20 protein-coding genes and 2 pseudogenes are annotated in these 23,351 nt (G+C 56.9%); 13 read left to right on the top strand and 9 right to left on the bottom strand.

Going from position 1 to position 23,351, the window contains the following annotated elements:
* The first annotated feature begins 241 nt into the window (after positions 1 to 241).
* From rho to murA, 5 genes are all read left to right on the top strand, one after another.
* The gene (gene rho, locus GF1_RS06525; protein WP_267928819.1) at positions 242 to 1,489 is read left to right on the top strand and encodes a transcription termination factor Rho; all 1,248 of its coding nucleotides are present in this window, start codon (positions 242 to 244) and stop codon (positions 1,487 to 1,489) included.
* Positions 1,490 to 1,599: 110 nt separating this feature from the next.
* The gene (gene rpmE, locus GF1_RS06530; RefSeq protein WP_267928820.1) at positions 1,600 to 1,821 is read left to right on the top strand and encodes a 50S ribosomal protein L31; all 222 of its coding nucleotides are present in this window, start codon (positions 1,600 to 1,602) and stop codon (positions 1,819 to 1,821) included.
* 212 nt (positions 1,822 to 2,033) lie between these two features.
* Positions 2,034 to 3,101 carry a peptide chain release factor 1 gene (gene prfA / locus GF1_RS06535; RefSeq protein WP_267928821.1) on the top strand — a complete coding sequence of 356 codons (1,068 nt, stop codon included), beginning with the start codon at positions 2,034 to 2,036 and terminating at the stop codon, positions 3,099 to 3,101.
* A 21-nt stretch (positions 3,102 to 3,122) separates the two neighbouring features.
* Positions 3,123 to 4,004, top strand: a complete 882-nt coding sequence (gene prmC / locus GF1_RS06540; RefSeq protein ID WP_267928822.1) for a peptide chain release factor N(5)-glutamine methyltransferase — start codon at positions 3,123 to 3,125, stop codon at positions 4,002 to 4,004.
* Between the two features lie 23 nt (positions 4,005 to 4,027).
* A complete protein-coding gene (gene murA / locus GF1_RS06545; RefSeq protein ID WP_267928823.1) occupies positions 4,028 to 5,311 on the top strand; it encodes a UDP-N-acetylglucosamine 1-carboxyvinyltransferase in 1,284 nt (427 codons plus the stop codon).
* Here the strand turns inward: murA and GF1_RS06550 are convergent.
* Both GF1_RS06550 and GF1_RS06555 read right to left on the bottom strand, forming a co-directional pair.
* Positions 5,292 to 6,992: a two-component system sensor histidine kinase NtrB gene (locus GF1_RS06550; RefSeq protein ID WP_267928824.1), complete on the bottom strand. Its 1,701-nt coding sequence runs from the start codon at positions 6,990 to 6,992 to the stop codon at positions 5,292 to 5,294. The two genes, murA and GF1_RS06550, sit on opposite strands and share 20 nt — an antisense overlap.
* A gap of 23 nt (positions 6,993 to 7,015) precedes the next feature.
* On the bottom strand, positions 7,016 to 8,383 hold the full coding sequence (locus tag GF1_RS06555) for a sigma-54-dependent transcriptional regulator (RefSeq protein ID WP_267928825.1): 1,368 nt from the start codon (positions 8,381 to 8,383) through the stop codon (positions 7,016 to 7,018).
* Positions 8,384 to 8,595: 212 nt separating this feature from the next.
* Here GF1_RS06555 and tatC point away from each other — a divergent pair.
* The 4 genes and pseudogenes from tatC to GF1_RS06575 all read left to right on the top strand — a co-directional run bounded on the left by tatC (position 8,596) and on the right by GF1_RS06575 (position 12,846).
* Positions 8,596 to 9,377 (top strand): annotated as a pseudogene (tatC, locus tag GF1_RS06560) (twin-arginine translocase subunit TatC).
* A 12-nt stretch (positions 9,378 to 9,389) separates the two neighbouring features.
* Positions 9,390 to 10,670, top strand: a complete 1,281-nt coding sequence (locus GF1_RS06565; protein WP_267928826.1) for a class II fructose-bisphosphate aldolase — start codon at positions 9,390 to 9,392, stop codon at positions 10,668 to 10,670.
* Between the two features lie 146 nt (positions 10,671 to 10,816).
* On the top strand, positions 10,817 to 11,827 hold the full coding sequence (locus GF1_RS06570; RefSeq protein ID WP_267928827.1) for an NAD-dependent epimerase: 1,011 nt from the start codon (positions 10,817 to 10,819) through the stop codon (positions 11,825 to 11,827).
* A 383-nt stretch (positions 11,828 to 12,210) separates the two neighbouring features.
* Positions 12,211 to 12,846 carry a LysE family translocator gene (locus tag GF1_RS06575; protein ID WP_353740428.1) on the top strand — a complete coding sequence of 212 codons (636 nt, stop codon included), beginning with the start codon at positions 12,211 to 12,213 and terminating at the stop codon, positions 12,844 to 12,846.
* 332 nt (positions 12,847 to 13,178) lie between these two features.
* On the opposite strand, the gene GF1_RS06580 is transcribed toward GF1_RS06575, so the two are convergent.
* From GF1_RS06580 to tnpA, 5 genes and pseudogenes are all read right to left on the bottom strand, one after another.
* On the bottom strand, positions 13,179 to 13,433 hold the full coding sequence (locus tag GF1_RS06580; protein ID WP_267928828.1) for a hypothetical protein: 255 nt from the start codon (positions 13,431 to 13,433) through the stop codon (positions 13,179 to 13,181).
* Positions 13,434 to 13,735: 302 nt separating this feature from the next.
* A pseudogene (locus GF1_RS06585) lies at positions 13,736 to 14,873 on the bottom strand (IS4 family transposase).
* 168 nt (positions 14,874 to 15,041) lie between these two features.
* Entirely contained in the window at positions 15,042 to 16,610 is a 1,569-nt protein-coding gene (gene tnpC / locus GF1_RS06590; protein ID WP_267928829.1) for an IS66 family transposase, read from the bottom strand.
* A gap of 58 nt (positions 16,611 to 16,668) precedes the next feature.
* Positions 16,669 to 17,022 (bottom strand): IS66 family insertion sequence element accessory protein TnpB, encoded by a 354-nt coding sequence (gene tnpB / locus GF1_RS06595; RefSeq protein WP_267928830.1) that lies wholly within the window; start codon positions 17,020 to 17,022, stop codon positions 16,669 to 16,671.
* Positions 17,022 to 17,372 (bottom strand): IS66 family insertion sequence element accessory protein TnpA, encoded by a 351-nt coding sequence (gene tnpA, locus GF1_RS06600; protein WP_267928754.1) that lies wholly within the window; start codon positions 17,370 to 17,372, stop codon positions 17,022 to 17,024. Before tnpA ends, tnpB begins: the two co-directional genes overlap by 1 nt.
* Positions 17,373 to 17,433: 61 nt before the next feature.
* On the opposite strand from tnpA, the gene GF1_RS06605 reads away from it, so the two are divergent.
* Positions 17,434 to 17,796: a diguanylate cyclase domain-containing protein gene (locus GF1_RS06605; protein ID WP_267929114.1), complete on the top strand. Its 363-nt coding sequence runs from the start codon at positions 17,434 to 17,436 to the stop codon at positions 17,794 to 17,796.
* Positions 17,797 to 17,972: 176 nt separating this feature from the next.
* Here GF1_RS06605 and dxs read toward each other — a convergent pair whose 3' ends face one another.
* Complete coding sequence (gene dxs, locus GF1_RS06610) at positions 17,973 to 19,886, bottom strand: 1-deoxy-D-xylulose-5-phosphate synthase (protein ID WP_267928831.1); 1,914 nt, start codon at positions 19,884 to 19,886, stop codon at positions 17,973 to 17,975.
* A gap of 45 nt (positions 19,887 to 19,931) precedes the next feature.
* Positions 19,932 to 20,174, bottom strand: a complete 243-nt coding sequence (locus tag GF1_RS06615) for an exodeoxyribonuclease VII small subunit (protein WP_267928832.1) — start codon at positions 20,172 to 20,174, stop codon at positions 19,932 to 19,934.
* A 195-nt stretch (positions 20,175 to 20,369) separates the two neighbouring features.
* On the opposite strand from GF1_RS06615, the gene xerA reads away from it, so the two are divergent.
* The 3 genes from xerA to hslU all read left to right on the top strand — a co-directional run bounded on the left by xerA (position 20,370) and on the right by hslU (position 23,331).
* Positions 20,370 to 21,296 (top strand): site-specific tyrosine recombinase/integron integrase, encoded by a 927-nt coding sequence (gene xerA / locus GF1_RS06620; RefSeq protein WP_267928833.1) that lies wholly within the window; start codon positions 20,370 to 20,372, stop codon positions 21,294 to 21,296.
* Positions 21,297 to 21,358: 62 nt separating this feature from the next.
* Positions 21,359 to 21,892: an ATP-dependent protease subunit HslV gene (gene hslV / locus GF1_RS06625; protein WP_267928834.1), complete on the top strand. Its 534-nt coding sequence runs from the start codon at positions 21,359 to 21,361 to the stop codon at positions 21,890 to 21,892.
* Positions 21,889 to 23,331, top strand: coding sequence for an ATP-dependent protease ATPase subunit HslU (gene hslU / locus GF1_RS06630; protein WP_267928835.1), 1,443 nt, complete (start codon positions 21,889 to 21,891; stop codon positions 23,329 to 23,331). The genes hslV and hslU overlap by 4 nt, the downstream gene beginning before the upstream one ends.
* The last annotated feature ends 20 nt before the right edge of the window (positions 23,332 to 23,351 follow it).

Consider the following 23,351-nt stretch of genomic DNA (forward strand, 5'->3'; position numbering starts at 1 on the left):
TGTGTCGTTTTGCGGTCTGCATTTCGTGAAAATGATTCTGCTGCATGCCTGCTGCGACAATTCTGATACTTACATCTGAGTACGGGGCCCATGATTTTTCATGTTGCCCCTGCCTGTGAATAAACCAGTACCCGGTCATGGAGTCCGCTCCCTGTCCGGGGGAAAAATGAAAGCCGAGTCATGTGAGTACACATGGGGCTTTCATGTAAATGTTCTATCCATGAGGAGGAAGAACTGATCAATGAATCCGGCCGATCTGAAAAACAAAAAAATTAACGAACTCGTCTCCATGGCTGCCAAGCTCAATATCGAGGGCTATACCGGCATGCGCAAACAGGAACTCATCTTTGCCATTCTGAAGGCCCGGGCCGAGGGCGACGGCAAGCTGCGGGGCAGCGGTGTTCTTGAAGTGCTGCAGGACGGTTTTGGTTTCCTGCGGGCTCCGGATTACAACTATCTGCCGGGTCCGGATGATATCTATGTCTCTCCGTCACAGATCAGGCGGCTCAACCTGCGCACCGGTGACACCATCGAAGGCGAGGTTCGCGCGCCCAAGGACAATGAACGCTATTTTGCGCTCCTCAAGGTTGATACCATCAATTACGAGCCGGCCGAGGCGTCCCGCAACAAGACCCTGTTTGTCAACCTCACTCCCATGTATCCCGAAGAGCGGATCAACCTGGAGTGGGAACCGGACAACTATTCCACCAGGGTGATGAATATCGTCGCTCCGCTGGGTAAGGGGCAGCGCGGCCTGATCGTGGCACCGCCGCGGACCGGTAAGACCATGCTCATGCAGAAGATCGCCAACGCCATCGTCCATAATCACAAGGAGATCACCCTCATTGTCCTGCTCATCGACGAGCGGCCCGAGGAGGTCACCGACATGAAGCGCAATGTGGACGCCGAGGTGGTCAGCTCCACCTTTGACGAACCGCCCCAGCGGCATATCCAGGTGGCGGAAATGGTGATCGAAAAGGCCAAGCGGCTGGTGGAGCATAAGCGTGATGTCGTCATTCTGCTTGACTCCATCACCCGGCTGGCCCGCGCCTATAACACGGTGACCCCGGCCTCGGGCAAGATCCTCTCCGGTGGTGTGGAGGCCAACGCCCTGCACCGGCCCAAGCGGTTCTTCGGTGCGGCCCGGAACATCGAGGAGGGCGGCAGTCTGACCATTCTGGCCACTGCACTCATCGAGACCGGCAGCCGCATGGACGATGTCATCTTCGAGGAGTTCAAGGGTACCGGTAACATGGAGATCGTCCTTGACCGCAAGATGGCGGACCGTAGAATCTACCCGGCCATCGATATTCAGAAGTCCGGCACCAGGAAGGAAGACCTGCTCCTGTCGGCCGATGAACTCAACAAGGTCTGGATTCTGCGCAAGATTCTCTCGTCCATGAATCCGGCCGATGCCATGGAATTTCTCCTGGACAGGATGCGCCAGACCAAGACCAACGAGGAATTCTTCGCCTCCATGAACCGATGAGTTCGTTTTTTTGTTTAAAAAATGTCCCGAACTGGTATTATTAGCAGTTTTCAAAACAATTATATTGTTGTCCAGGTCAGGCAACGTATTCTCTTTGGAGGCAAAGAACGATGAAACCCGATATCCATCCTGAATATCACAAGATCAAGGCCCAGTGCGCCTGTGGTAATGAAATTGAACTTGGCTCTGTCAATGCGGAGATGAAAGTGGAAATCTGTTCCGCCTGCCATCCGTTTTTCACCGGCAAGCAGAAACTCGTTGACACCGCCGGTCGAATCGAGAAGTTCAAGCGTAAATACGCCAAGCATTTCGATAAGAAAGACAGCAAATAACCCGCAGTCCAAAGACCCGTGTGATGCCTGTGGTGTGTCACACGGGTTTTGTTTTTTCCGTCCGGGCAGATCCGCCCGGCGCAGTTTCTTCGGAATCCGCCGGCATTCGCTTCCGACCTGCAGAAGGGCGGGAAAAAACCGGCGGCCTCCAGGGCGGACGGCTGTCTCGTCACCTGTTCCTGTCCCCAGATTCCTGATACGCAATCCAGGCCATGTTTGAAAATCTTGCTGAGTTAGACGAAAAACTTGCTACCCTTGAGCAGCAGCTCTCTGATCCTTCCCTGGTGAATGACCAGAAAAAATATCAGCAGGTGGTGCGTGAACATTCCCGGGTTTCCAGACTGCTGGACCTGTACCGCTCCTATCAGGCGGTTCAGGAGGACCTGGCCGAGAACAGGGAACTGCTCAAGGAAGACGAAGATCCGGAGCTGATGGAACTGGCCAGGGCCGAGGTGGAGGAACTGACCCGGGAGGCAGACCGTCTGGAAGAGGCCATCCGGGTTATGCTGCTGCCCAAGGATCCCAATGACGAGAAGAATATCTTTCTCGAGATCCGGGCCGGCACCGGCGGCGACGAGGCGGCCCTGTTCGTGGCCGATCTTTTCCGCATGTACAGCCGTTATGCCGAGGAACAGGGATGGAAGGTGGAGGTTATGAGCTCCAATCCCATCGGTATTGGCGGCTTCAAGGAAATCATCGCTCTGATCAGCGGCGACCAGGTCTATTCCCGGCTCAAGTATGAGTCCGGGGTTCACCGGGTCCAGCGGGTTCCCGACACCGAGACCCAGGGACGCATCCACACCTCGGCGGTCACCGTGGCCATCATACCTGAGGCCGACGAGGTGGAGCTGCAGATCGATCCCAATGAGCTCAAATTCGATGTCTATCGCTCGTCCGGACCGGGCGGTCAATCGGTCAACACCACTGATTCCGCCGTCCGCATCACCCATCTGCCCACCGGACTTGTGGTAACCTGCCAGGATGAGAAATCCCAGCACAAGAACAAGGCCAAGGCGCTCCAGGTCCTACGGGCCCGGCTGCTCGACAAGCTCGAACAGGAACAGCATGACAAGATTTCCGAAGAGCGCAAGAGCCAGGTCGGCTCCGGTGACCGGAGCGAACGGATCCGGACCTACAACTTCCCCCAGGGGCGGGTTACCGATCACCGGATCAACCTCACCCTCTACAAGCTTGAACAGGTCATGGGCGGGGCGCTCGACGAGATCATCATGCCGCTTATCACCCATTACCAGGCTGAAGCATTGAAAACCCTGCAGTAGACCTGCGGAGTCGAGGCCTTCATGCGCCTGTCCACCCTGTACCAGGATGCCATCCGCGAGCTGCGGCAGGATCCGGATATCGAAAATCCTGAACTGGACGCCCGGCTTCTGGTGCAGCATGTCACCGGTCTTGGCCGGACCGAGCTATTCCTCCAGGGCGACCGACCGGTGGGCCGGGAGGAAAGCGACCGGCTCCGGCAACTCCTCCACCGGCGGCTGCGCCGCGAACCACTGCAGTATATTCTTGGCTCCTGCGAGTTCTGGTCCCGGACCTTTCTGGTCTCCCCTGCGGTTCTCATCCCCCGTCCTGAAACAGAATTTCTTCTGGAGCACGTCCTGTCCACCCTGCGGAAGGCTCCGGTGGCCGGGCCGGTTGTCGACCTCTGCACCGGCAGCGGAGTGATTGCTGTTATTCTCGCCCTGGAGCTTGGCCTGACGGTAACCGGGGTGGATATCTCTCTGGATGCCCTGGCCATGGCCCGCAGTAATATCCGTCTCCATGGCGTGGAAGACCGGGTCAGCCTGGTGGGCGGCGATCTGCTGTCCTGGTGCCGGCCCGGGGCAAGGCTTGGCTGCATTGTCTCCAATCCTCCCTACGTGAAGGCCGACGATATCCAGACCCTCCAGCCCGAGGTACGGGACTGGGAGCCTCTCCTTGCCCTCAGTGGCGGAGAGCGGGGGCTCGATATTATAGAACGGATTATCCGGGACGGCGCCGGCCTGCTCGTACCGGGCGGCTGGCTTTTCCTGGAGATCGGCGCCGATCAGGGCGAGTCGGTGATGGAGCTTGTGGCCGCCACTGCGCCGGGCGGATTCGAGGAAGTCAGGGTCCTGGCGGACTGGGCCGGCCGGCCGCGGGTGCTGCAGGCCCGAAAAACGAAAAACATGACCGGCAACGGTTAACAACCCTTACAACGCTTGTATTAATGGATAAAATAGTAATCCGCGGCGGCCGGCCGCTCCACGGCCAGGTGGCGGTGAGCGGGGCCAAGAACGCCGCCCTGCCCCTCATGGCTGCAACCCTCCTGGCTCCGGGCGAGCATGTGCTCCACAATGTTCCCGACCTGCGTGACACCAGGACCATGCTCAAGGTGCTGGAAACCCTGGGTGCCCGCTGGCAGTGGGAGAGGCGATCCGTGCGCATCGACACCTCCACCCTGACCGGGGCCGAGGCACCCTATGACCTGGTCAAAACCATGCGGGCCTCTGTGCTGGTTCTTGGTCCGCTGCTGGCCCGATCCGGTCATGCCCGGGTCTCCCTGCCCGGCGGTTGCGCTATCGGTCTGCGGCCCATCACTTTGCACCTCAAGGGCTTTGAACAGCTGGGAGCCACCACCGGCATAACAGAGGGCTACGTGGAGGCCACTGCCGGCGGACGGCTTCAGGGCGGCACGGTTTATTTCGATACCCCGTCGGTCACCGGAACAGAGAACGTGCTCATGGCCGCCGTGGTTGCCCGGGGGACGACAATAATCAAGAATGCGGCCCGGGAGCCGGAGATCGGTAATCTCATCGATATGCTGACGGCCATGGGAGCGGAAATCGAGGGGAGGGATTCGGATCGGCTGGTCATCCACGGGGTTGACAGTCTCCGCCCGGCCGAGACCCGGATCATCCCGGACCGGATTGAAGCCGGAACCTGGCTCATCGCCGTGGCCGCCACCGGCGGTGAGGTGACGGTGACCGACTGTATCCCCGGGCACCTGCCGGCCCTGACCGAGAAACTGCGCAGTGCCGGAGTGGATATCGAGGAAGGGGAGAGCACCATCACGGTCCGTTTCCCGCCAGGAAACGGCGTTCGGGAGAGGCGGCTGCGCAGTGTGGACATCCGGACCATGCCCTATCCCGGTTTTCCCACCGATCTCCAGGCCCAGTTCATGGCCCTGATGATTCAGGCTGACGGGGTTTCCATCATCCATGAAACCATCTTTGAAAACCGGTTCATGCACGTGGCCGAACTGCAGCGGCTGGGGGCTGATATCTCAATCGACGGTTCCAGTGCGGTTGTGAAGGGCTGCCACGGCTACCAGCTGTGCGGAGCGCCGGTCATGGCCACGGACCTGCGGGCCTCGGCCTCGCTGGTCATCGCCGGTCTGGCCGCGTCCGGAGTAACCGAAATCACCCGTATTTATCATCTGGAACGCGGGTACGAACGGATGGTGGAAAAACTTCAGGGGCTGGGCGCCGATATCATGAAGGTTCCGGCATAGCCGATTCCGGCAGGGGAAGAAAGACCCGCACCGTGCAGCCCTGGCCGGGACTGCTGGTGATTTCCACCCTGCCGCCATGGTTCTCGGCTATGTGCCGGACAATGGCTAGGCCAAGGCCGGTACCGTTTTCCCTGGTGGTGAAAAAAGGCTCGAAAATCCGCTCGCGAATTTCCGGATCCACCCCGCTTCCCTGGTCCACCACTTCGAACCATATCTTTCTTCCTTCCTCTTCGCCGGCCCGGACAACGATGGGCTCCCGGGTGTCATTACTGGCCGCACAACTGTTTTCCATCAGGTGAACGAGGATGCACTGGATCTGCTGGCGGTCACCCCAGCCGTCCAGGTGTTCAGGTATATCCAGCTCTATCTGCCAGGCGGCCTGTTCGTCGCTGTTCTGCTGCAGTTGATCCACGCATTCCCGGACCAGGTTGCCGAGGTTGAACCACTCGTACTGGAGGGGGGCAGGCCGGGCAAACTGGAGAAACTCGTTGATCGTCCTGGCCATCCGGGCCGATTCCCGCTCGATGATCGAGGCCAGGGTTCGGATGGTGGGGCTGCCGCTCTCATCGGCTTCCATGGAGAGAATCTGCGCCGAGCCGGAAATGGCGGCCAGGGGATTTCTGAAGTCGTGGGCGATGGAGGCGCTCAGTTCACCGATGGCGGCCATCTTTTCCGCTTCCCGCATCTGCCGTTCCATCTCCTCTATCTTACTGATATCCTGCAGGGTGATAACCTTACAGTCGGTACAGGGTGAATCCCCGGTGTCGGCAGGCATGTGCAGGCTGGAGAAGTTGTATCCCACCCGGATCATATTCCCGTCCCTGCGCCGCAGGTCCGCCACGTGTCGGCCGCTGTTTTCCAGCTGGAGGGTGGGGAAGACGGTGGCAAAGGGCAGGCCGATGATCTCCCTTGGTTCAAAGCCGGTGATACGCTGGGCCGCCCGGTTGGCCGAGGTGATACGGTCGCGGCTGTCCACGGTTATGATACCGGTGTTGATATCATCGAAGATCTGCTTGTAGAGCAGGGAAAGCCGGTCGAGTTGGAGCGAGGTCTCGGACAGGGCTTCCTGGGTGGTCCGCAGCCGGGTAGCCAACATGGAGCTTAGCAGGGCGGTCACGAAGAAAGTGGTGCCGTAGACCGCGAAGATATTGGCGCCGATAATCGGCGAGGAGACCGGCTGGTAGACGGTATGACCGTAATAAGAGGGCAGGTACCCGAAATATTCAGTCAGCAGGATGATGCCGAAGAACAGGGTGGCGGTGGCCGCCGTGATCAGGCTGGATATCCGGTAGAGGATGAGCCCGCCGGCAATGATGGGCAGGATAAAGACCGGGGTGAAAATGGACTGGCTGCAGCCGGTGCCATAGATCACCAGGGCGGCGAAAAAGGTGTCCGAAAGCAGCTGGATGGTCCCGAACCGGACCAGGGAGAGCTCTTGGCGCTGCAGGATGGCGGCTGAACCGATGGTGTAGATGAAGACAATGGAGATGAACGCCAGCACATACCTGGTGGGGGGCATGATGAGTTCATGGCCCCGGGATTGCAGTATCAGGGTGGTGCCCAGCAGCAGGGTGAAAAGAACGATGCGAATGAGCAGGAACCAGAGGATGTGCTGGCGCAGCTGTTCGCGGGTCTCCTGGACCGGTGTGAACGGGAGAGATTTGAAAAACTTACATCGCATGGGGAAGGGGCCGTCCCTGGAGATCAGTCGATCTCGTATTTTTTGATTTTGTAGCGCAGGGACCGGAAACTGATCTTCAGGAGTTCCGCCGCCTTCATCTTGGAACCGCCGGCCCTCTCGAGTGCGTGACGGATCATTTTCTTTTCCAGGCTGACCAGGATGTTTTCCATGCCCAGGGAAAAGAGCTCTTCTTCGTCGCGGGCCGCAACAAAGAGGGCCTCGGAGGCCGGGGTGCTCTTTGTTTTGCCGCCCTGGGAGAGCACCAGGCTCTCGGGCAGAATGATGTTGGAGGATTCCAGGGCCACGCCGCGCTCGATGATATTTTCCAGTTCGCGTACGTTACCGGGAAAATCATACTGCATCAATACTTCCAGGCCATAGGAGGAAATTGTCTGTACTTCCTTGCCCAGGAGCCGGGAATATTTCTTCAGAAAGTGATCCACCAGCAGGGGGACGTCACCCTTCCGTTCCCGCAGAGGAGGAACCCGGATGGGGACCACCGAGAGCCGGTAGAACAGGTCCTCGCGGAACCGTCCGGCGAGGATCTCTTTTTCCAGATCCCTGTTGGTGGCGGCAATGATGCGGACATTCACCTTCCTGGTGGTGGTGGAGCCCACCGGCATGATCTCCCGCTCCTGGAGAACGCGGAGCAGCTTTGTCTGGACGATGAGCGGCAGTTCACCGATCTCGTCCAGGAACACGGTCCCACCGTCTGCCTGCTGAAAGAGGCCGGCCTTGTCGGCAATGGCTCCGGTGAAGGCCCCTTTCCTGTGCCCGAAGAGCTCGCTTTCCATCAGGGTTTCCGGAATGGCGCTGCAGGTGATCGGCACAAAGGGATGGTCGGCGACCTTGGAATGCTTGTGGATGGCCTTGGCCACCAGTTCCTTGCCGGTGCCTGATTCGCCCAGGATGAGGACATTGGCCGGGGTAGGGGCGATACGTCTGATCAGGTCGAAGATTTTGAGCATCTCCGGACTGTCGCCCACTATTTCCGGAAAGGCCCCGGAGAGGTCGTCGTTGCTCCGGCTTCCTTTCCGATTCAGGGCCGCCTTGATGACCTTCTGGATCTCTCCCACGTTGAACGGCTTGGTGATGTAATCAAACGCCCCGTTCTTCATGGCGGTGACCGCGTCGTCGGGGGAGGCAAAGGCGGTGATCATAATCACGGGCAGGTCGTTTTGTTCTTCCTTGAGCGCGGCCAGGAGTTCCAGCCCGCTCATTTGCGGCATGCGGATGTCCGAGATGACCAGATCAAAATCCTGTTTCCGGGCAAGCTCCAGAGCGGTCTTGCCATCGGCGGCGGTGGTGGTGCTGTAGCCTTCCTTTTTCAGCAGGATCCCGAGGAATTCCCGCATGGATCGTTCATCGTCGACAATCAGTATGGAGGTCATCTTGTTGTATGAATTTTAAATAAAAAGAGAGTGTTGTCCTGCCTGCAGTGTAGCGTCAAGCCGCGGGCCAAGTCAAAGTAAAAACAGGGGAGGGTATGGCCGGCGGTCCAGGGGATCACTGCTATAACAGGTTTACATCGTTGAGTAAACAGAGTATGATAGCGCCAGGATCAGAACACCATTTCACCTGAAATCAAACCTTCCTTTGGATAATGACCAGTCAGGACAAACTCGATAAACAGACATTGACCGAGCATCTTGCGGACCTGCGATCCTGCCTGCTTATTTCTCTTGCAGCGGTTGCAGCCGGATTCGCCGGGGCCTACAGCGTGATCCGCCCCATATCAGACTGGTTCTTCCGTCCCCTTGTCCGGGTGTTGCCCGAGGGCAAGACCCTGATCTTCACCTCGTACCAGGAAGGGTTTTTTTTTATCTGAAGCTCGCCCTTGTCTGCGGCGTTCTGATCGGCAGTCCTGTCATCTTTTACCAGATCTGGCGTTTTGTTGCCCCGGGTCTATACGAACATGAGAAAAGGCTGCTTCTGCCCTTTACCCTTGTTTCCACGCTCTGTTTTCTGGGCGGAGCCGCCTTTGGCTATTTTGTCGTCTTTCCGCCCGCGTTCCGTTTTCTTATCGGATATTCCAGTGATATTCTCGATCCCCTGCCGGCGGTAAGCGAGTACTTTTCCCTCTCGCTCAGGTTGCTGCTGGCCTTTGGCGCGGTTTTCGAGCTGCCGGTACTCATGGTTTTTCTGGCCAAGATCGGCCTGGTGACACCGGAGTTGCTTCGTAAAAACCGCAAATATGCCATACTGATCGCCTTTGTGATCGCCGCCATCCTGACCCCGACGCCGGATGTGGTGAACCAGCTGCTCATGGCCGGACCGCTGCTTGTCCTCTACGAGATCAGTGTGGTTGCGGTGGCTGTTTTCGGGAAAAGGAAATTTTTCGGGTTTGCCGAACAGGCCAGTGACAGTGAAGATGAAGATGCTTAACAGGAGGTAATCATGTCGTACAGTGTTGATTTCGAAAAGGCCCTGGAGATAGGCCGTCCGCCCAATATCCGCTCCCTCTTTCCCAACTCTCGCGCCCTGATAGTCAGCGGCAAGGTCATCGACCGGGCTCTTCTTGCCAAGGGCAAGGCCATGACCATGGCGGCCAACGGTCGCAATCATATCATCATCCGTGGCGTCCTGCGGGCCGCCCAGCGGGCCCGGGCTGCGGTGATCATCGAGATCGCCCGTTCCGAAGGCGGGGCCAAGGCCTACTGCGCGGTCAACTACTGGAACATCGCCCGCCAGGTGGACGCAGTGTGCAACGAACTCGGAATCACTGTCCCGGTGGCTATCCATGCCGACCATTACGGCATAAAGAGCCCCGATGATCTGCCCTATGCCCGCCAGGAGATTCCCTCCCTGTTCGACGCCGGAATCACCTCCATCGCCATCGATGCCTCGCACATGCCCGACGACGAGAACCTGCTCGCTTCCATCGACCTGGCCCGGCTGGTGCCCAACTGGGCAGGCTACGAGACCGAGGTCGGCGAGATCAAGGGCAAGTATGGCCTTTCGTCGGTTGACGAGGCACTGTTCCTTGTCCAGGGGCTCAATGCCCACGATATCTTCCCGGACTGGATAGCCCTCAACAACGGTACCACCCATGGCCTGGAGGCAAGCGACGCCGGCATCCAGGTGGAGCTGACCGCGGAGATCCACGAGGCCCTGGCTGGATACGGTATCTCCGGCGCCCAGCACGGCACCTCTGGAAACAACTCGGACCGGCTGCGGGCCATTGCCTCCAAGACCCGAACCACCAAGGCCAATGTGGCCACGGCCCTGCAGATGATCTCCTGGGGAGTGGTGGTCAATGATTACGGCAACGCCATTCTCGACGATGACGGCCGCTTCATCAAGGTCAAGGGCGAGGGCGTGAGCGAAGAGCTGTGGCAGGAGATGGTGGCCTATGCCGACAGCCAGGGATGGACGGGCGGCAATTACAAGAAGCTCAATGCCATCTTTGAAAACAAGATCCTCGGCCAGCCACGCCACATCCGTGAACGCATGGCCCGGAGGGTGGAAGATTTCGTCTACACCATGCTCGTCGAGGTCTTCAATGCCGGCGATACGGCCCGGTATGCAGTGGATGCCATCCTCGAGGCCGGTTCCTTTGATCTTGGCCCCAAGACCGGCCGGATCGAGTCGCCCGAAGAGTGGACCGAGGAAAAGATCCGCGAAAAGGCGGCCCGACTGTCCACCGACAAGGGACCCGAGGGCGATTTCGACGACTGATCCCTTTTTCGGGAAACGAGACCAACGCGGAGGACAGCGCCCCGGTGCGACGTGTTGTACTCCGCGTTACCCCGCCTGATCTGCCCGGCGCACTCCGCCGGGCTCCATCATGGTTGTTAATCTCCGAAGCACATAAAGGAACCAGCATGCAAAAGATTCTGATTACCGGCGCGGCCGGATTTATTGGCTACCACCTGTCCAGGCGGCTGCTTGAGGATGGGCGGACCGTGGTCGGCCTGGATAACCTCAACGACTATTACGATCCGGCCCTGAAGCGGGATCGGCTGGCCCTGCTCGAGCAGTACGACAAGTTTTCCCACGCCGGTTTCGATATGGCCGACCGGGAGAAGATGGCCGATCTCTTCAGCGGGGAGAAGTTTGATGCGGTGGTCAACCTGGCGGCCCAGGCCGGGGTCCGTTATTCCCTGGAAAACCCGCATTCCTACGTGGATACCAACCTGGTGGGGTTTGTCAATGTCCTGGAAGGGTGCCGGCACAACAAGGTCAAACACCTGGTCTATGCCTCGTCGAGCTCGGTCTATGGCGCCAACACCTCCATGCCCTTTTCGGTTCATGACAACGTGGACCATCCTGTTTCCCTCTACGCGGCCTCCAAGAAAGCCAACGAGCTCATGGCCCACACCTACAGCCATCTCTTTGGCCTGCCAACCACCGGGCTTCGTTTTTTTACGGTCTACGGCCCCTGGGGGCGGCCGGACATGGCCCTTTTTCTCTTCACCAAGGCCATCCTCGAAGACCGGCCCATCAATGTGTTCAACAACGGCAACATGGAACGGGACTTCACCTACATCGACGATATCGTCGAAGGGGTGTTCCGCCTGATCGATCATCTTCCCGAACCCAACCCGGACTGGAGCGGCGACGCCCCGGACCCGGCCACCAGCTATTGCCCCTGGCGGGTCTACAACATCGGCAACAACAACAAGGAAAAGCTGATGCGCTATATCGAGGTCCTGGAAGACTGCCTCGGTAAAAAGGCGAAGAAGAATTTCCTGCCCATGCAGGACGGCGATGTCCCTGCCACCTACGCTGACGTCAGCGACCTGGTCCGGGAGATAAACTTCAAGCCCGATACCTCCATCGAGGAAGGTATCCAGAAGTTTGTCGACTGGTACCGGGAGTATTACAAAGTCTGAGAACAGGCACAACGGTGGATTGGTGCCTCAAGGGCGTGTGTCCCCGGACAGGCTCGCTGATACGCCTAGGCCCTTCCACTTTCGCGGTCGTTTGCCGGTTGCGACCGTCACGGTCTGGATTCGTAAGAGACGATCCTGGAGATTTTGCAAAGACTGGACATCCTTGCGCATGACGTGGGTGTAGATTTCCGTCGTCTTCACATCTGCATGACTCAGGATACCCTAGAGCAGGTGCCTGGCACGGAATAAAGGATAGCTCCTCCGAGGTATGTAATCGAGCGGGACTCTACAGGTATACAAAAGACAAATCCCCCGGGACGACCGGAAGCAGTGCAGCTTTCGTCACGCGGAGGATTTACAGGTAATGTTTCGGAGCTCGAATTATGGATTCAATGACCAACTGGGCCGTGTTTTTCTCGGCAGCGTTGGCTATCAACATATCGCCAGGTCCAGACCTGATATACATTGTTTCAAAAACGATCTCGGGCGGGAGGAAAGTGGGAGTGGCTTCCTCTCTTGGAGTCTGTTCCGGTGCCATGGTCCATGTCCTGGCCGCTTCTCTTGGTATTTCTGCAATCCTTGCCACATCAGCCCTGGCCTTCGGCATTGTCAAATACATAGGAGCGGCGTACCTGATTTATCTGGGGGTCCAATCGTTCAGGTCAGGAGGGGGCAGCTTCGACATATGCGAGTTGAGCGACAAAAAAATGTCACCATGGCAGGCTTTCCGGCAAGGCGTGTTGGTGGATGTCTTGAATCCGAAGGTCGCTCTCTTCTTTATGGCCTTTCTGCCCCAGTTTGTCCGTCCTGAGGTGGGCCATGATTCTGCCCAGATATTCATGCTGGGGAGCCTGGTTATTCTCGTCGCTGTGGTCGTGGAATTCCTGGTTGTCATGGTTGCGGTCCAGGCCACGGCGTTCTTTCGCGGCAACAGAAAAGTTGCCACCTGGCTTGATCGTTTTTCGGGTACGGTGTTAGTGGGCCTGGGGGTCCGTCTGGCGCTCGCGGAAAAGGGGTGACATGGAGGTGTGGTCGACTCTGGAGCCGAACCTTTTCTGCAGATGAATCCGAGGTATGCTTTTCGGCTGAAAGCAGGGTGCCTGTGGGGAAATGACCCCATAGGCACCTTATTTTTTTCTGCTGCAGTACTTCTTCCAGGGCACCTTTAATGATGCCGGGTGCGTCGATGCAGGAGTTTTTCCATAGGACCGGCTGGGGCGCATGCTCGATGAACTTGTTTCCGTAGCCGAGGATCTTGGTCGGCACCTGGAGGTGGATAGAGATAAATCGTGGTCTGTCCTCGATTTCCTTCCATCTTTACGTTACGTTTTATTCTTTTCCGCAGCAGTAATCAATACTGTTTTCCTTTGACGTTTTCAACTAGCTGGGCAATTTCAAGACCAAGAGATACACATTTCTTGTTGTCCATGCAGTTGTCAGCGTCCATCTCTTCCAGGTAATGCTGAAGTTCGTGTTCATCTTTTTTCAAATCAACAACCCATACATTTTTATTACCATCCCAATCAACCATAATGTCAATGTCACACTGGCCTATTTCAGGATACATCTTGACTATCTTGCTACATAATTCTTGTCTGTCATGCATGATTATTCTCCTTTAGTATGTCATGTTATGTATGTCATGGTCAAAATATTCTTGAAAGGTCTTCGTGAAGATATTTGCCTAATACGTGTAGTATAGTCAACACACAACCGGTGTGTGAAAAGACACAAAACGACCGTTTTCAATTTACATTTTAAGAGTTGCGCAGTGATTAAAGCACCATCTTACTTACACTATAGTGCCATTATGTGATATAATCAATGGGTGACTTTTGGTCCAACAGGGAAATCCATTAAGATCATGCAGTTAAAAAGATGATATATTTATTTTTTATCACTGCTGTCTCATACTTTTTCCCACAGTAAAAGTTGTGGAGAAACTGTTGGTTGCTTGCCCGGAGGCTCGAAAAGCTCGATTAAATTGCGTCGTTCAAACAGGTTCAGCTGAAGCAGGCGAAGAATCTGCTGCATGGAACTGCTTAATTTAGCTTTGAATTTCAGGAAAGCAAGGAGGAGGTAGACACTCAGGGCGATCCAGATCTGGGTAAGTACCGCGTTTCGTGAGGTCCCCAGGAACGTCTTGATCTTCAAGTTTTGCTTGATCCACTTGAAGAACAGTTCAATCTGCCAACGTTCTTTGTACAGCTCAGTAATGGTCCTGGCATCCAAGTGATCAGCATTGGTGACAAAACGGAACTCCTTACCAGTGTCGGGATCCTGGTAAACGATGAGCCGGAGGGGTTTTGGAATATCACCAAGGAGAATGGCTTGGTCAACGGAGACTCCAGTCGGTTTCCGGCCTGGCCGTTTGCGAAGATGTTGGATTTTTGCGTTTCTTTTAAGTCGGGTGACGAAGAAAATTCCACCCTCCATGAGGGTCTGATACCACTGGTAGTCTGTGTAGCCCATATCGAAAACGGCCATGGACCCCCGAGGCAGTTTTAAAACTTTTGCCCACCTGCTTTCGTGGAATTTTCCTTCTGTGAGATCCTTGAATTCAGGGAGGTAGCCATCACCATCCAGACCGACATGTAGTTTGATGGCTCCCTTGGTCTTCCGGAACTTGGCCCAGGGAAATACGGACAGGCAAAGGTCCACGACCGTGGCATCGAGAAGGTATAGCTTGCCATTGAATTTGAACCGGTGCTTGGGAGCATACATGCGGCACTTCTGGAGCAACCTGTAAAAGACAGCCCCGTAGAGCGACGCTGGCTGTTTTTCATTGACCTTGGGCTAGGGTAGCCCGGGAACATGGTTTGATCCCCGGGTGGTAGACTTTGTTTTGCTGGGCATTCACATTCATCACCAGGTCCCGGAGACTCTTGCGGCCTGAGATTTGACCAATGAGCATGACCATGAATTGTGTCCAGCGGCTGAATGAACGAAATTTTTGGCCAACATGATGGTCTTTGGCGAGAGATTCAAATTCATGTCGAGGAAAAACATCAATGATTTGCCGCAAGATTGTGCTATGATATGCCATGGGCTCGGATCTCCTTGTGATTATAGGTTTTTTAGCAAATTCATTATACCACAAAGAGATTTCCGGGCCCTTATTTGTTTGATTTTTTATGTAATTTTATGAGACAGCAGTGATTGATTTTTTTAAATTGTACAACGACAACTACGGTCATCTTGAAGTAACCGCAAATTAATCCCCACCTAACTGGCCGATCAACTGCCTGGGATCAATATTCCACGGCAGCATGGCCTCGCAATCCTCCAGGGTGGCAGCCAGGGGTATCTTCTCGAAGATGTAGCGCAGGTAGCTGTAAGGCTCCTGTCCATTGGCCCTGGCTGTCTCGACCAGGCTGTAGATCAGGGCGCTGGCCTCTGCTCCTTCCGGAGTACCTGAAAAGAGCCAGTTCTTGCGGCCGACTACAAAGGGGCGGATACTGTTTTCTGCTCTGTTGTTGTCCATGGACAGCCTCCCATCTTCCAGGTAGCCCACAAGACGATCCCACTGGCGCAGGGAGTAGGAAATGGCCTGGCCGAGTAACCCCTTGGGCGGTGTCTGGGAGGATCTTTTCACCAGCCATCTGTAAAAGTCATCCAGGATCGGCCTGGACTGTTCCTGGCGCAGCCGATGGATCTCCTCCCGGATAAGCCCTGTTTTCTTCCACTTCTTTTCCAGGCTGTAGAGCCTGGAGATATAACCCAGTGCCTTGTCCGCACTGCCGCGTTTTCTGTTTTTGCCCTGAGCCCTGACCACATCCTTGAACTTACGTCGTGCGTGTGCCCAGCAGCCGACATGTCGGATCCCATCAACCTGGTCAAGAAAATCATAACCGGAATAGCCGTCTGTCTGCACGTATCCCCTGAAACCATCGAGGAAGTTCCTGGCCACATCTCCGCTCCGGGTCGGATGGTACTGATAGATCAACACCTGCCTGTCGGGATCTCCCCTTTGAAAGATCCACATGTAGGATTTTGACGTCGGCTTTCGGCCCGGCTCCTTCAGGACCTGGACCGTGGTCTCATCGGCATGGATATAAGACCCGGCAAGAACTTCCTCCTGGAGCAGGTTGAGCAGGGGCTGGCAGGCTTTGGCCACCTGCATGGCCCAGTTGCACATGGATGCACGTGACAGTTCCACCCCAATGCGGGCAAACAGCTTTTCCTGCCGGTAAAACGGCAGGTGGTCAACAAATTTTGCCACCAGGATATGGGCCAGCAACCCAGCCGTGGCAATGGACTTCGGGATAATCTGTGCCGGCGGCGGAGCAACCTTTACTGTCGGCCCCTCGTCCTGCACGCCTTCACAGTTCCTGCAGGCATACTTGGGACGGATATGACGAATCACCTGCACCCGGGCCGGAACGATATCGAGCTGCTCGGACACCTCCTCCCCTATGCGGGTCAGCTCGCAGCCACAGCCACAGATCCTGTCCTGTTCCTCCAGATCATGGACAACCTCAACCCGGGGAAGATCCTCGGGCAGAGGCTTTCGGCCGCGCTTCCTGCGGGTATGACCAGCGACCTCAACCCCAGGGTCGGCAGGCTCCACCTCCGAAGGCTCGGGCATATCGAACAGGGGCAGTTGGACCTTGTTGTTAACAACAGGAGTTTTTTCGCTCGTGCGACTGAACAGCAAGGCCCTCAGATGGCGGATCTGCTCGTGCAGGATACTGGTTTCCCGGTCATGGCGCTCAAGGACCTCAATCAGGATCTGCTTGAGCTGTTCGCTGTCTTCGGGTAATGTGGATACGTCTATTTTCATAGACGTATATGTAACATATCATACTGTTTTTTCAAGATTTTTATGTAAAAAACGTGCTTTACACCACCGATTCATAGCGCAGTTCTTCATGGCCACGGCATCGGTCCAGGGACAGGCCATCCAACAGCCAGGCCAGCTCCCGACCCCTGATGGCAAGAACCTCTGCCTCGGTCTGCGGCCAGCTGAACCGATCCTTTTCCAGCCGTTTGTGCCACAGGCAGAATCCGTTGCTGTCCCAGTAGAGCACCTTGACCATATCCCGCTTCCGGTTGCAGAATCCGAACAGATGACCGGACAAGGGGTCCAGTTCCAGCTCCTCGGCAACCAGAATGGACAACCCGTTGATCGACTTGCGCATGTCTGTTGGACCCGGGGCGATATAGACCCGGACAGAACTTGCGGGAAAAAACATTATCGCTGCTCCAGGACCGCCAGCAACCTGGAAAGGGCAGAAGGCGAAAAGTCGTTTTCCACTTCCACGGTCAGGTTGCCGGGCAGGCAGGTAATCCGCAATGGAGCAGATCCTCTCTGGACACGAGTCCGGCAGGCACCATGTAAAACACCGGCGGGAACCAGTCTCCTCTCCTGATTGCCATCGGTGCGGCCCAGCTTTCGGCACCAGTAGGTCAGGGCATGGTAGGATACTCCCCTCCGGCGACAGTACTCGGCCCGACTCAGACCGCTCCGATCAAGTGCTTTTACATGGGCCTGCCAGTGGTGCTGGCCAAGTGCATCATTTACCTGCTCGTTCTTTCTGCTCATACGCAACCTCCTGTGAATAGGTATCATGGTTGCTTGACAGTATGGCAGAACTTACCGTGTTATTGAAGATGCGGTTCTTTTTGCGCTTACCAACGACAACTACGGTCATCTTGAAGGTGACGAATGTTTGAAAAAGGTCGCAGCAAAGCTCAAAGGCCTGGTTAATCGTCCTGGTGATCTTGTTGCTCGATACGGGGGAGAGGAATTTGTGGCAGATAACTGTCGGCGGTCAATTGAGGAATTACAGATTCCTCATAGCTTCTCAAAAGTCGCAGATGTGGTAACAATAAGTGTTGGTTTTTGCACAGTTGTTCCTGAAAAAGGGACTGATCCAGGCTTGGTTATTGATGCCGCTGATCATGCCCTTTATAAAGCCAAAGAGGGCGGCAGAAACAGGGTAGAGCAAGTTGTGATCAACTCGTGAACTTCACAATGCTTAGCCCATGGAGGTCCCCCGGTTGTCAAGGGGCAAAAGCAGCCAGGAGCGATAAATCCGTTACGCTCTGCAGTCGTATGGGCTGATCGTTTTATGAAATTGGGCTCTTCGACGTTTCATGTGGGGATTTAAGGTGTTTCCGGAGAGTTACTTTCCGGGAGCACCTATTTTTTTGTCTGCTGCAGTACTTCCAGGGCACCTTTAATGATTCCAGGCGCGTCGATGCCGGAGTTTTTCCACAGGACCGGCTGGGGTGCATGCTCGATGAACTTGTTGCCGTAGCCGAGGATCCTGGTCGGCACCTGGAGGTGGATTTCGCTGAAAAGCTGGAGGACCGCTGAGCCAAACCCGCCTTTCTTGACATTATCCTCGATGGTCACCACGTGGCCGGTCTTTTCCGCCCAAAGGCTGATCAGGTCCTTGTCCAGCGGTTTGACAAACCGGGGATTGATCACTGCGGCGCTGACGCCGAGCTTTTCCAGCCCCTCTGCGGCTTCCATGGCCGGGTAGACGCGGTTGCCGATGGGCAGCAGCAGAACATCGCTGCCCTCGCGGAGTAGTTCGCCCCGGCCTGTCTCGATTTTTTTGAACTCGGAATCAAGCTCCACCCCTTCACCGCTGCCCCGGGGATAGCGGATGGCCATGGGGCCTTCACTGTTGACGGCCGAATAGAGCATGTGCTGGAGCTCGTTCTCATCCTTGGGCGCCATGAGGGTGAGGTTGGGGATGTAGCGGAGAAAGGAGAGGTCGAATACGCCGTGATGGGTCGGGCCATCATCGCCGACCACACCGCCCCGGTCCAGGGCAAAGATGACTGGCAGGTCCGGCAGGCAAACGTCATGGATAACCTGGTCCAGAGCCCGCTGCATGAAGGTGGAGTAGACCGCTACCACCGGTCTGAGCCCTTCCATGGCCAGTCCGGCGGCAAAGGTTACCGCGTGCTGCTCGGCAATACCGACGTCAAAGAACCGGTCGGGAAACTGTTCGCTGAACGGGGCAAGACCTGTTCCGGCGGGCATGGCGGCGGTAATCGCCGTGATTCGCTCATCTTCCCGGGCCAGGCGGCAGATGGTGTTGCCGAAAACCTTGGTATAGGAGATGGGCCCGGACGAGGGCTTGGGCTTGCCGGTGGCGATATCAAAGGGGCCGACCCCGTGATAGTTGCCGGGCTTTTCCTCGGCCGGCTTGTATCCCTTGCCCTTGGTGGTCAGCACGTGAACCAGGATCGGCCCCTGGCCATGTTCGCGTACATTTTCCAGGGTCTCGATAAGGGCATCGAGTTCATGACCCGGGATGGGGCCGATGTATTCGAACTTCAGGGCCTCGAACAGCATGCCCGGGGTGAAGAATCCCTTGAGACTCTCCTCGCTCTTTTTCAGGACCGCCAGGATGTTCTCGCCCACCGAGGACAGAGACTTGAGCCGTTCTTCAAGGTGCTGCTTGAGCCGGGTCATGGTCTTGCCGGTGAGCTTGCGGCTCAGAAAGCTGGACATGGCCCCCACGTTTGGGGAGATGGACATCTCGTTGTCATTGAGAATGACAATGAGGTCCTTGTCCAGGTGGCCGGCCTGGTTGAGTCCTTCAAAGGCCAGCCCGGCGGTCATGGAGCCGTCGCCGATTACGGCAATGACCTTGGACCGGTCCTTCTTGAGATCCTTGGCCGTGGCCAGGCCGAGACCATAGGAAATGGAGGTGGAGCTGTGGCCGGTTTCCACCACATCGTATTCACTCTCGCTGCGCTTGGGAAACCCGGAGATACCGTGCTGCTGGCGCAGGGTGTGGAACCTCTCCCTCCGGCCGGTGATCAGTTTGTGGGCATAGGCTTGGTGGCCCACATCCCAGATCAGCTTGTCTTCCGGCGTGTTGAAGACATAGTGCAGGGCCAGGGTGAGCTCGACAACGCCTAGGCAGGGGGCCAGGTGGCCGCCGGTGGTAGCGACGGTCTGGATGATGGTTTCACGGATTTCCCGGGCCAGGTCGGTGAGTTCGTCCAGGCCGAGACGGCGCAGGTCGTCCGGTGAATCTATGTTGTCCAGCAGTCGGGTCTGCTGTTTTCCTGGTGCGTTCATAATAAGCATAATCCTGCCGGATCAGAGCTGGTTCGGTCCGCTAAAGCCAACACGCTAGGCCCCGCCCCCGTCGTCCACCTCGTCCTCAAACGGAACCGTGGTCAGGTTGTTGTCTTTCTTGAGGAGAAGGTCCACCCGCAACCTGGCTTCTTCCAGTTTTTCACTGCAGAAGCTAACCAGGGAGATACCTTCGTCGAATTTTTTCAGACTCTTCTCCAGCGGCAGTTCACCTTCTTCGAGTTCAGTGGTGATCTGTTCCAGGCGCCGCAGGGCGCTTTCAAAGGTTTTTTGAGCCATATGCAGACAGCCTTGCAACCCGGGGTTGCAGGAGCGGTGTATCGCGTTTAGTATGGATGTCGGAAATGTGTTGTCTTCCCGATACAGTACTGGGGAAGAGGCTAAATAACGGAGCCCATGTTCCGGCGTGTTCATGTACACGTTGGCAAAAATTACATACTAAACAGTAACTACAAGGTTTTCAACTCCTGTTTTATGGGTGCGGACGAGTTAACAGCTTTCATCAACTGGCTAACGGTGGAAAAGGGGTATTCACCCCACACCGTTTCCGGATACCACCGTGATGTTCGGGAGTTTCTCGAGACCGTCGGCCCGGTGACCGATCTGGGTCAAATAGGCGGCCAGGAGGTGCAGCGGTTCGTGGCGTCACTCTACGGGACCAATGCCAGTGCCTCGGTGGCCAGAAAACTCTCCGCCCTGCGCACCTTTTTCCGCTTTCTCTCGCGGGTGGGTATTCTCGATCACGACCCCCTGGCCGGCATTGCCAATCCACGGCTGGCCAGGTATATTCCCACCTTCCTCACCGTGGACGAGGTCTTTACCCTGCTCGAGGAACCCGGGCCCCAGGACAGGTTCGGTGACCGGGATCGTGCCCTCATGGAGCTTATGTATTCCACCGGCATGCGGGTGTCCGAAATTGTCTCCCGCAACATGGCAGACCTTGATTTTGAGTCCATGGTGGTTACTGTGCGGGGAAAGGGCAACAAGGAGCGGATCGTGCCTTTTGGTAACGCTGCGGCCGAGGCCCTGGGCAGGTGGTTCAAGCAGCGGGAAGGGCTTATCATGGGGCGGCTTTCCCGGGGGCAGGCAGCCGAGAAGGAGGCCCTGTTCCTGAACAGCCGCGGCACCCGGCTCACGGCCCGCAGTGTGGAGCGGATTATCCGCGGTTATGGTGAACGGGCCGGCATCGCCACGACGGTGACCCCGCATGCCCTGCGGCACTCCTTTGCCACCCATCTGCTGGAGATGGGTGCCGATCTGCGGGTGGTCCAGGAGCTGCTCGGGCATGTCTCCCTGTCCACAACCCAGAAATACACCCATATAAATATGGATCACCTCAACCGGGTTTACGACCAGGCCCATCCCCTGGCCAGCCGGAAAACTGACAACAACCAGTCCTGAAGGGAAGCGCCCGCGGTCCGACCATGCAGCGCACCGTCAGGAGAGAGAAAAAGAAATAAGATATGAAAAAGATACGTTCGACGACCATCCTTGCCATCCGCCACAAAGGCGAGGTGGTGGTGGCCGGTGACGGCCAGGTCAGCCTTGGGGCCACGGTTATCAAGCATCAGGCCAGGAAAGTGCGGCGGCTCTACCATGACCGGGTCATCACCGGCTTTGCCGGGGCTACCGCCGATGCCTTCACCCTCTACGACCGGCTGGAACAGAAGCTGGAACAGTTTAACGGCAACCTGATGCGGGCCTCGGTGGAGCTGGCCAAGGACTGGCGTACCGACCGGATGCTCAGACGCCTGGAGGCGATGATGGTGGCCGTGGATGCCAAGACCTCGCTGCTGCTGTCCGGGACCGGGGATGTCATCGAGCCGGATAACGGTATCCTGGCCATCGGTTCCGGCGGCCCCTATGTTCAGGCTGCGGCCACGGCCCTGATAAATCACAGCGACATGGATGCCGAGTCCATTGCCAGGTCCGCCATGGAGATTGCGGCCTCGATCTGTGTCTATACCAATTCAAACATTGTTATCGAAAAGATATGAAAGAACAGTCTGAACAGGAAATAAGAAATTCCCTGACCCCGCGGCAGACGGTCAGGGAGCTGGACCGCTATATCATCGGCCAGGCCGAGGCCAAGCGCTCGGTGGCCATTGCCCTGCGGAACCGGTGGCGGCGGCAGCAGGTGGCTCCGCCCCTGCGCGAGGAGATAGCGCCCAAGAATATCATCATGATCGGACCCACCGGCGTGGGCAAGACCGAGATCGCCCGCCGTCTGGCCAATCTGGCCCAGTCGCCCTTTATCAAGGTGGAGGCATCCAAGTTCACCGAGGTGGGGTATGTGGGCCGTGACGTGGAGTCCATGATCCGTGACCTGACCCAGCTGGCCATCAACATGGTGCGCAAGGAAGAGCAGGAAAGGGTGGCGGAAAAAGCCACGGCCATGGCCGAGGAGCGGATTCTCGATCTGCTGCTGCCGTCCGGCCCGGCGCCTGCAGCGCCCCCATCCCGGGCTGACAACAATATCTTTGCTCTGGGTTCGGGAGAACCTGCGGTCCAGGATACGGCCGGTGACAACGGTCAGGCTGGCGCCATGTATTCGACCCGGGAAAAGTTCCGCCAGATGCTGCGCGAGGGCAAGCTTGACGATCGGACCGTTGAAATGGCGGTCTCCGCCACTCCGTCCATGCCCATGGTGGAGGTCTTTTCCTCTTCCGGCATGGAGGACATGCAGTCGTCGCTGCAGGATGCCTTTTCAAAGATTTTTCCGAAAAAGCAGCAGCGCCGCAAGGTCAAGGTGCCCGAAGCCCTGGAACTCCTGAAAAAGGAAGAGGCCGAGCGACTCATCGACATGGAAACCGTGGTCGAAAAGGCCATCCGGCGGACCGAGCAGTCCGGAATCATCTTTCTGGACGAGATCGACAAGATCGCCTCCCGCGGCGGCGGAGGGTCCAGTTCGCCCGAGGTTTCGCGGGAGGGGGTACAGCGGGACCTCCTGCCCATTGTCGAAGGGGCCACAGTGACCACCAAGTATGGACCGGTCCGGACCGATCATATTCTTTTTATCGCCTCCGGGGCCTTTCACCTGGCCAAGCCTTCGGATCTGGTACCGGAGCTGCAGGGCCGCTTTCCCATCCGGGTGGAACTGCATGCCCTGGGGGAGGAGGAGTTCTTCCGTATCCTGACCGAGCCGCAGAATGCTCTGGTCAAGCAGTACATCGCCCTGATGGCCACCGAGGGGATCAAGCTGGTCTTTGAGGAAGAGGCAATCAGGGAGATGGCCCGCATTGCCGTGGATGTGAATGAAAAGACCGAGGACATCGGGGCCCGACGGCTGCACACCATCATGGAGCGGGTTCTGGACGAGGTTTCCTTTGACGCCCCGGACCGTGGCGAGGAGGAGTTTATCATCACCCGGGAATATGTGCGCCGGCAGCTGGCCGACATCTCGGAAAATGAAGACCTGAGCCGATATATCCTGTAGGATTAATAGTTGTCATATAC

Source organism: Desulfolithobacter dissulfuricans (assembly GCF_025998535.1).
Taxonomy (GTDB): domain Bacteria; phylum Desulfobacterota; class Desulfobulbia; order Desulfobulbales; family Desulfobulbaceae; genus Desulfolithobacter; species Desulfolithobacter dissulfuricans.

Bases quoted from the DNA above. Each gene is read 5' to 3' on its own strand.
- GF1_RS06575 (WP_353740428.1), top strand. From the start codon at position 12,211: ATGGATTCAATGACCAACTGGGCCGTGTTTTTCTCGGCAGCGTTGGCT.
- hslV (WP_267928834.1), top strand. From the start codon at position 21,359: ATGAAAAAGATACGTTCGACGACCATCCTTGCCATCCGCCACAAAGGC.
- prfA (WP_267928821.1), top strand. From the start codon at position 2,034: ATGTTTGAAAATCTTGCTGAGTTAGACGAAAAACTTGCTACCCTTGAG.
- rho (WP_267928819.1), top strand. From the start codon at position 242: ATGAATCCGGCCGATCTGAAAAACAAAAAAATTAACGAACTCGTCTCC.
- GF1_RS06570 (WP_267928827.1), top strand. From the start codon at position 10,817: ATGCAAAAGATTCTGATTACCGGCGCGGCCGGATTTATTGGCTACCAC.
- rpmE (WP_267928820.1), top strand. From the start codon at position 1,600: ATGAAACCCGATATCCATCCTGAATATCACAAGATCAAGGCCCAGTGC.
- GF1_RS06615 (WP_267928832.1), bottom strand. From the start codon at position 20,174: ATGGCTCAAAAAACCTTTGAAAGCGCCCTGCGGCGCCTGGAACAGATC.
- GF1_RS06555 (WP_267928825.1), bottom strand. From the start codon at position 8,383: ATGACCTCCATACTGATTGTCGACGATGAACGATCCATGCGGGAATTC.
- prmC (WP_267928822.1), top strand. From the start codon at position 3,123: ATGCGCCTGTCCACCCTGTACCAGGATGCCATCCGCGAGCTGCGGCAG.
- GF1_RS06565 (WP_267928826.1), top strand. From the start codon at position 9,390: ATGTCGTACAGTGTTGATTTCGAAAAGGCCCTGGAGATAGGCCGTCCG.
- GF1_RS06580 (WP_267928828.1), bottom strand. From the start codon at position 13,433: ATGCATGACAGACAAGAATTATGTAGCAAGATAGTCAAGATGTATCCT.
- xerA (WP_267928833.1), top strand. From the start codon at position 20,370: ATGGGTGCGGACGAGTTAACAGCTTTCATCAACTGGCTAACGGTGGAA.
- murA (WP_267928823.1), top strand. From the start codon at position 4,028: ATGGATAAAATAGTAATCCGCGGCGGCCGGCCGCTCCACGGCCAGGTG.
- dxs (WP_267928831.1), bottom strand. From the start codon at position 19,886: ATGCTTATTATGAACGCACCAGGAAAACAGCAGACCCGACTGCTGGAC.
- tnpC (WP_267928829.1), bottom strand. From the start codon at position 16,610: ATGAAAATAGACGTATCCACATTACCCGAAGACAGCGAACAGCTCAAG.
- GF1_RS06550 (WP_267928824.1), bottom strand. From the start codon at position 6,992: ATGCGATGTAAGTTTTTCAAATCTCTCCCGTTCACACCGGTCCAGGAG.
- tnpA (WP_267928754.1), bottom strand. From the start codon at position 17,372: ATGAGCAGAAAGAACGAGCAGGTAAATGATGCACTTGGCCAGCACCAC.
- hslU (WP_267928835.1), top strand. From the start codon at position 21,889: ATGAAAGAACAGTCTGAACAGGAAATAAGAAATTCCCTGACCCCGCGG.
- tnpB (WP_267928830.1), bottom strand. From the start codon at position 17,022: ATGTTTTTTCCCGCAAGTTCTGTCCGGGTCTATATCGCCCCGGGTCCA.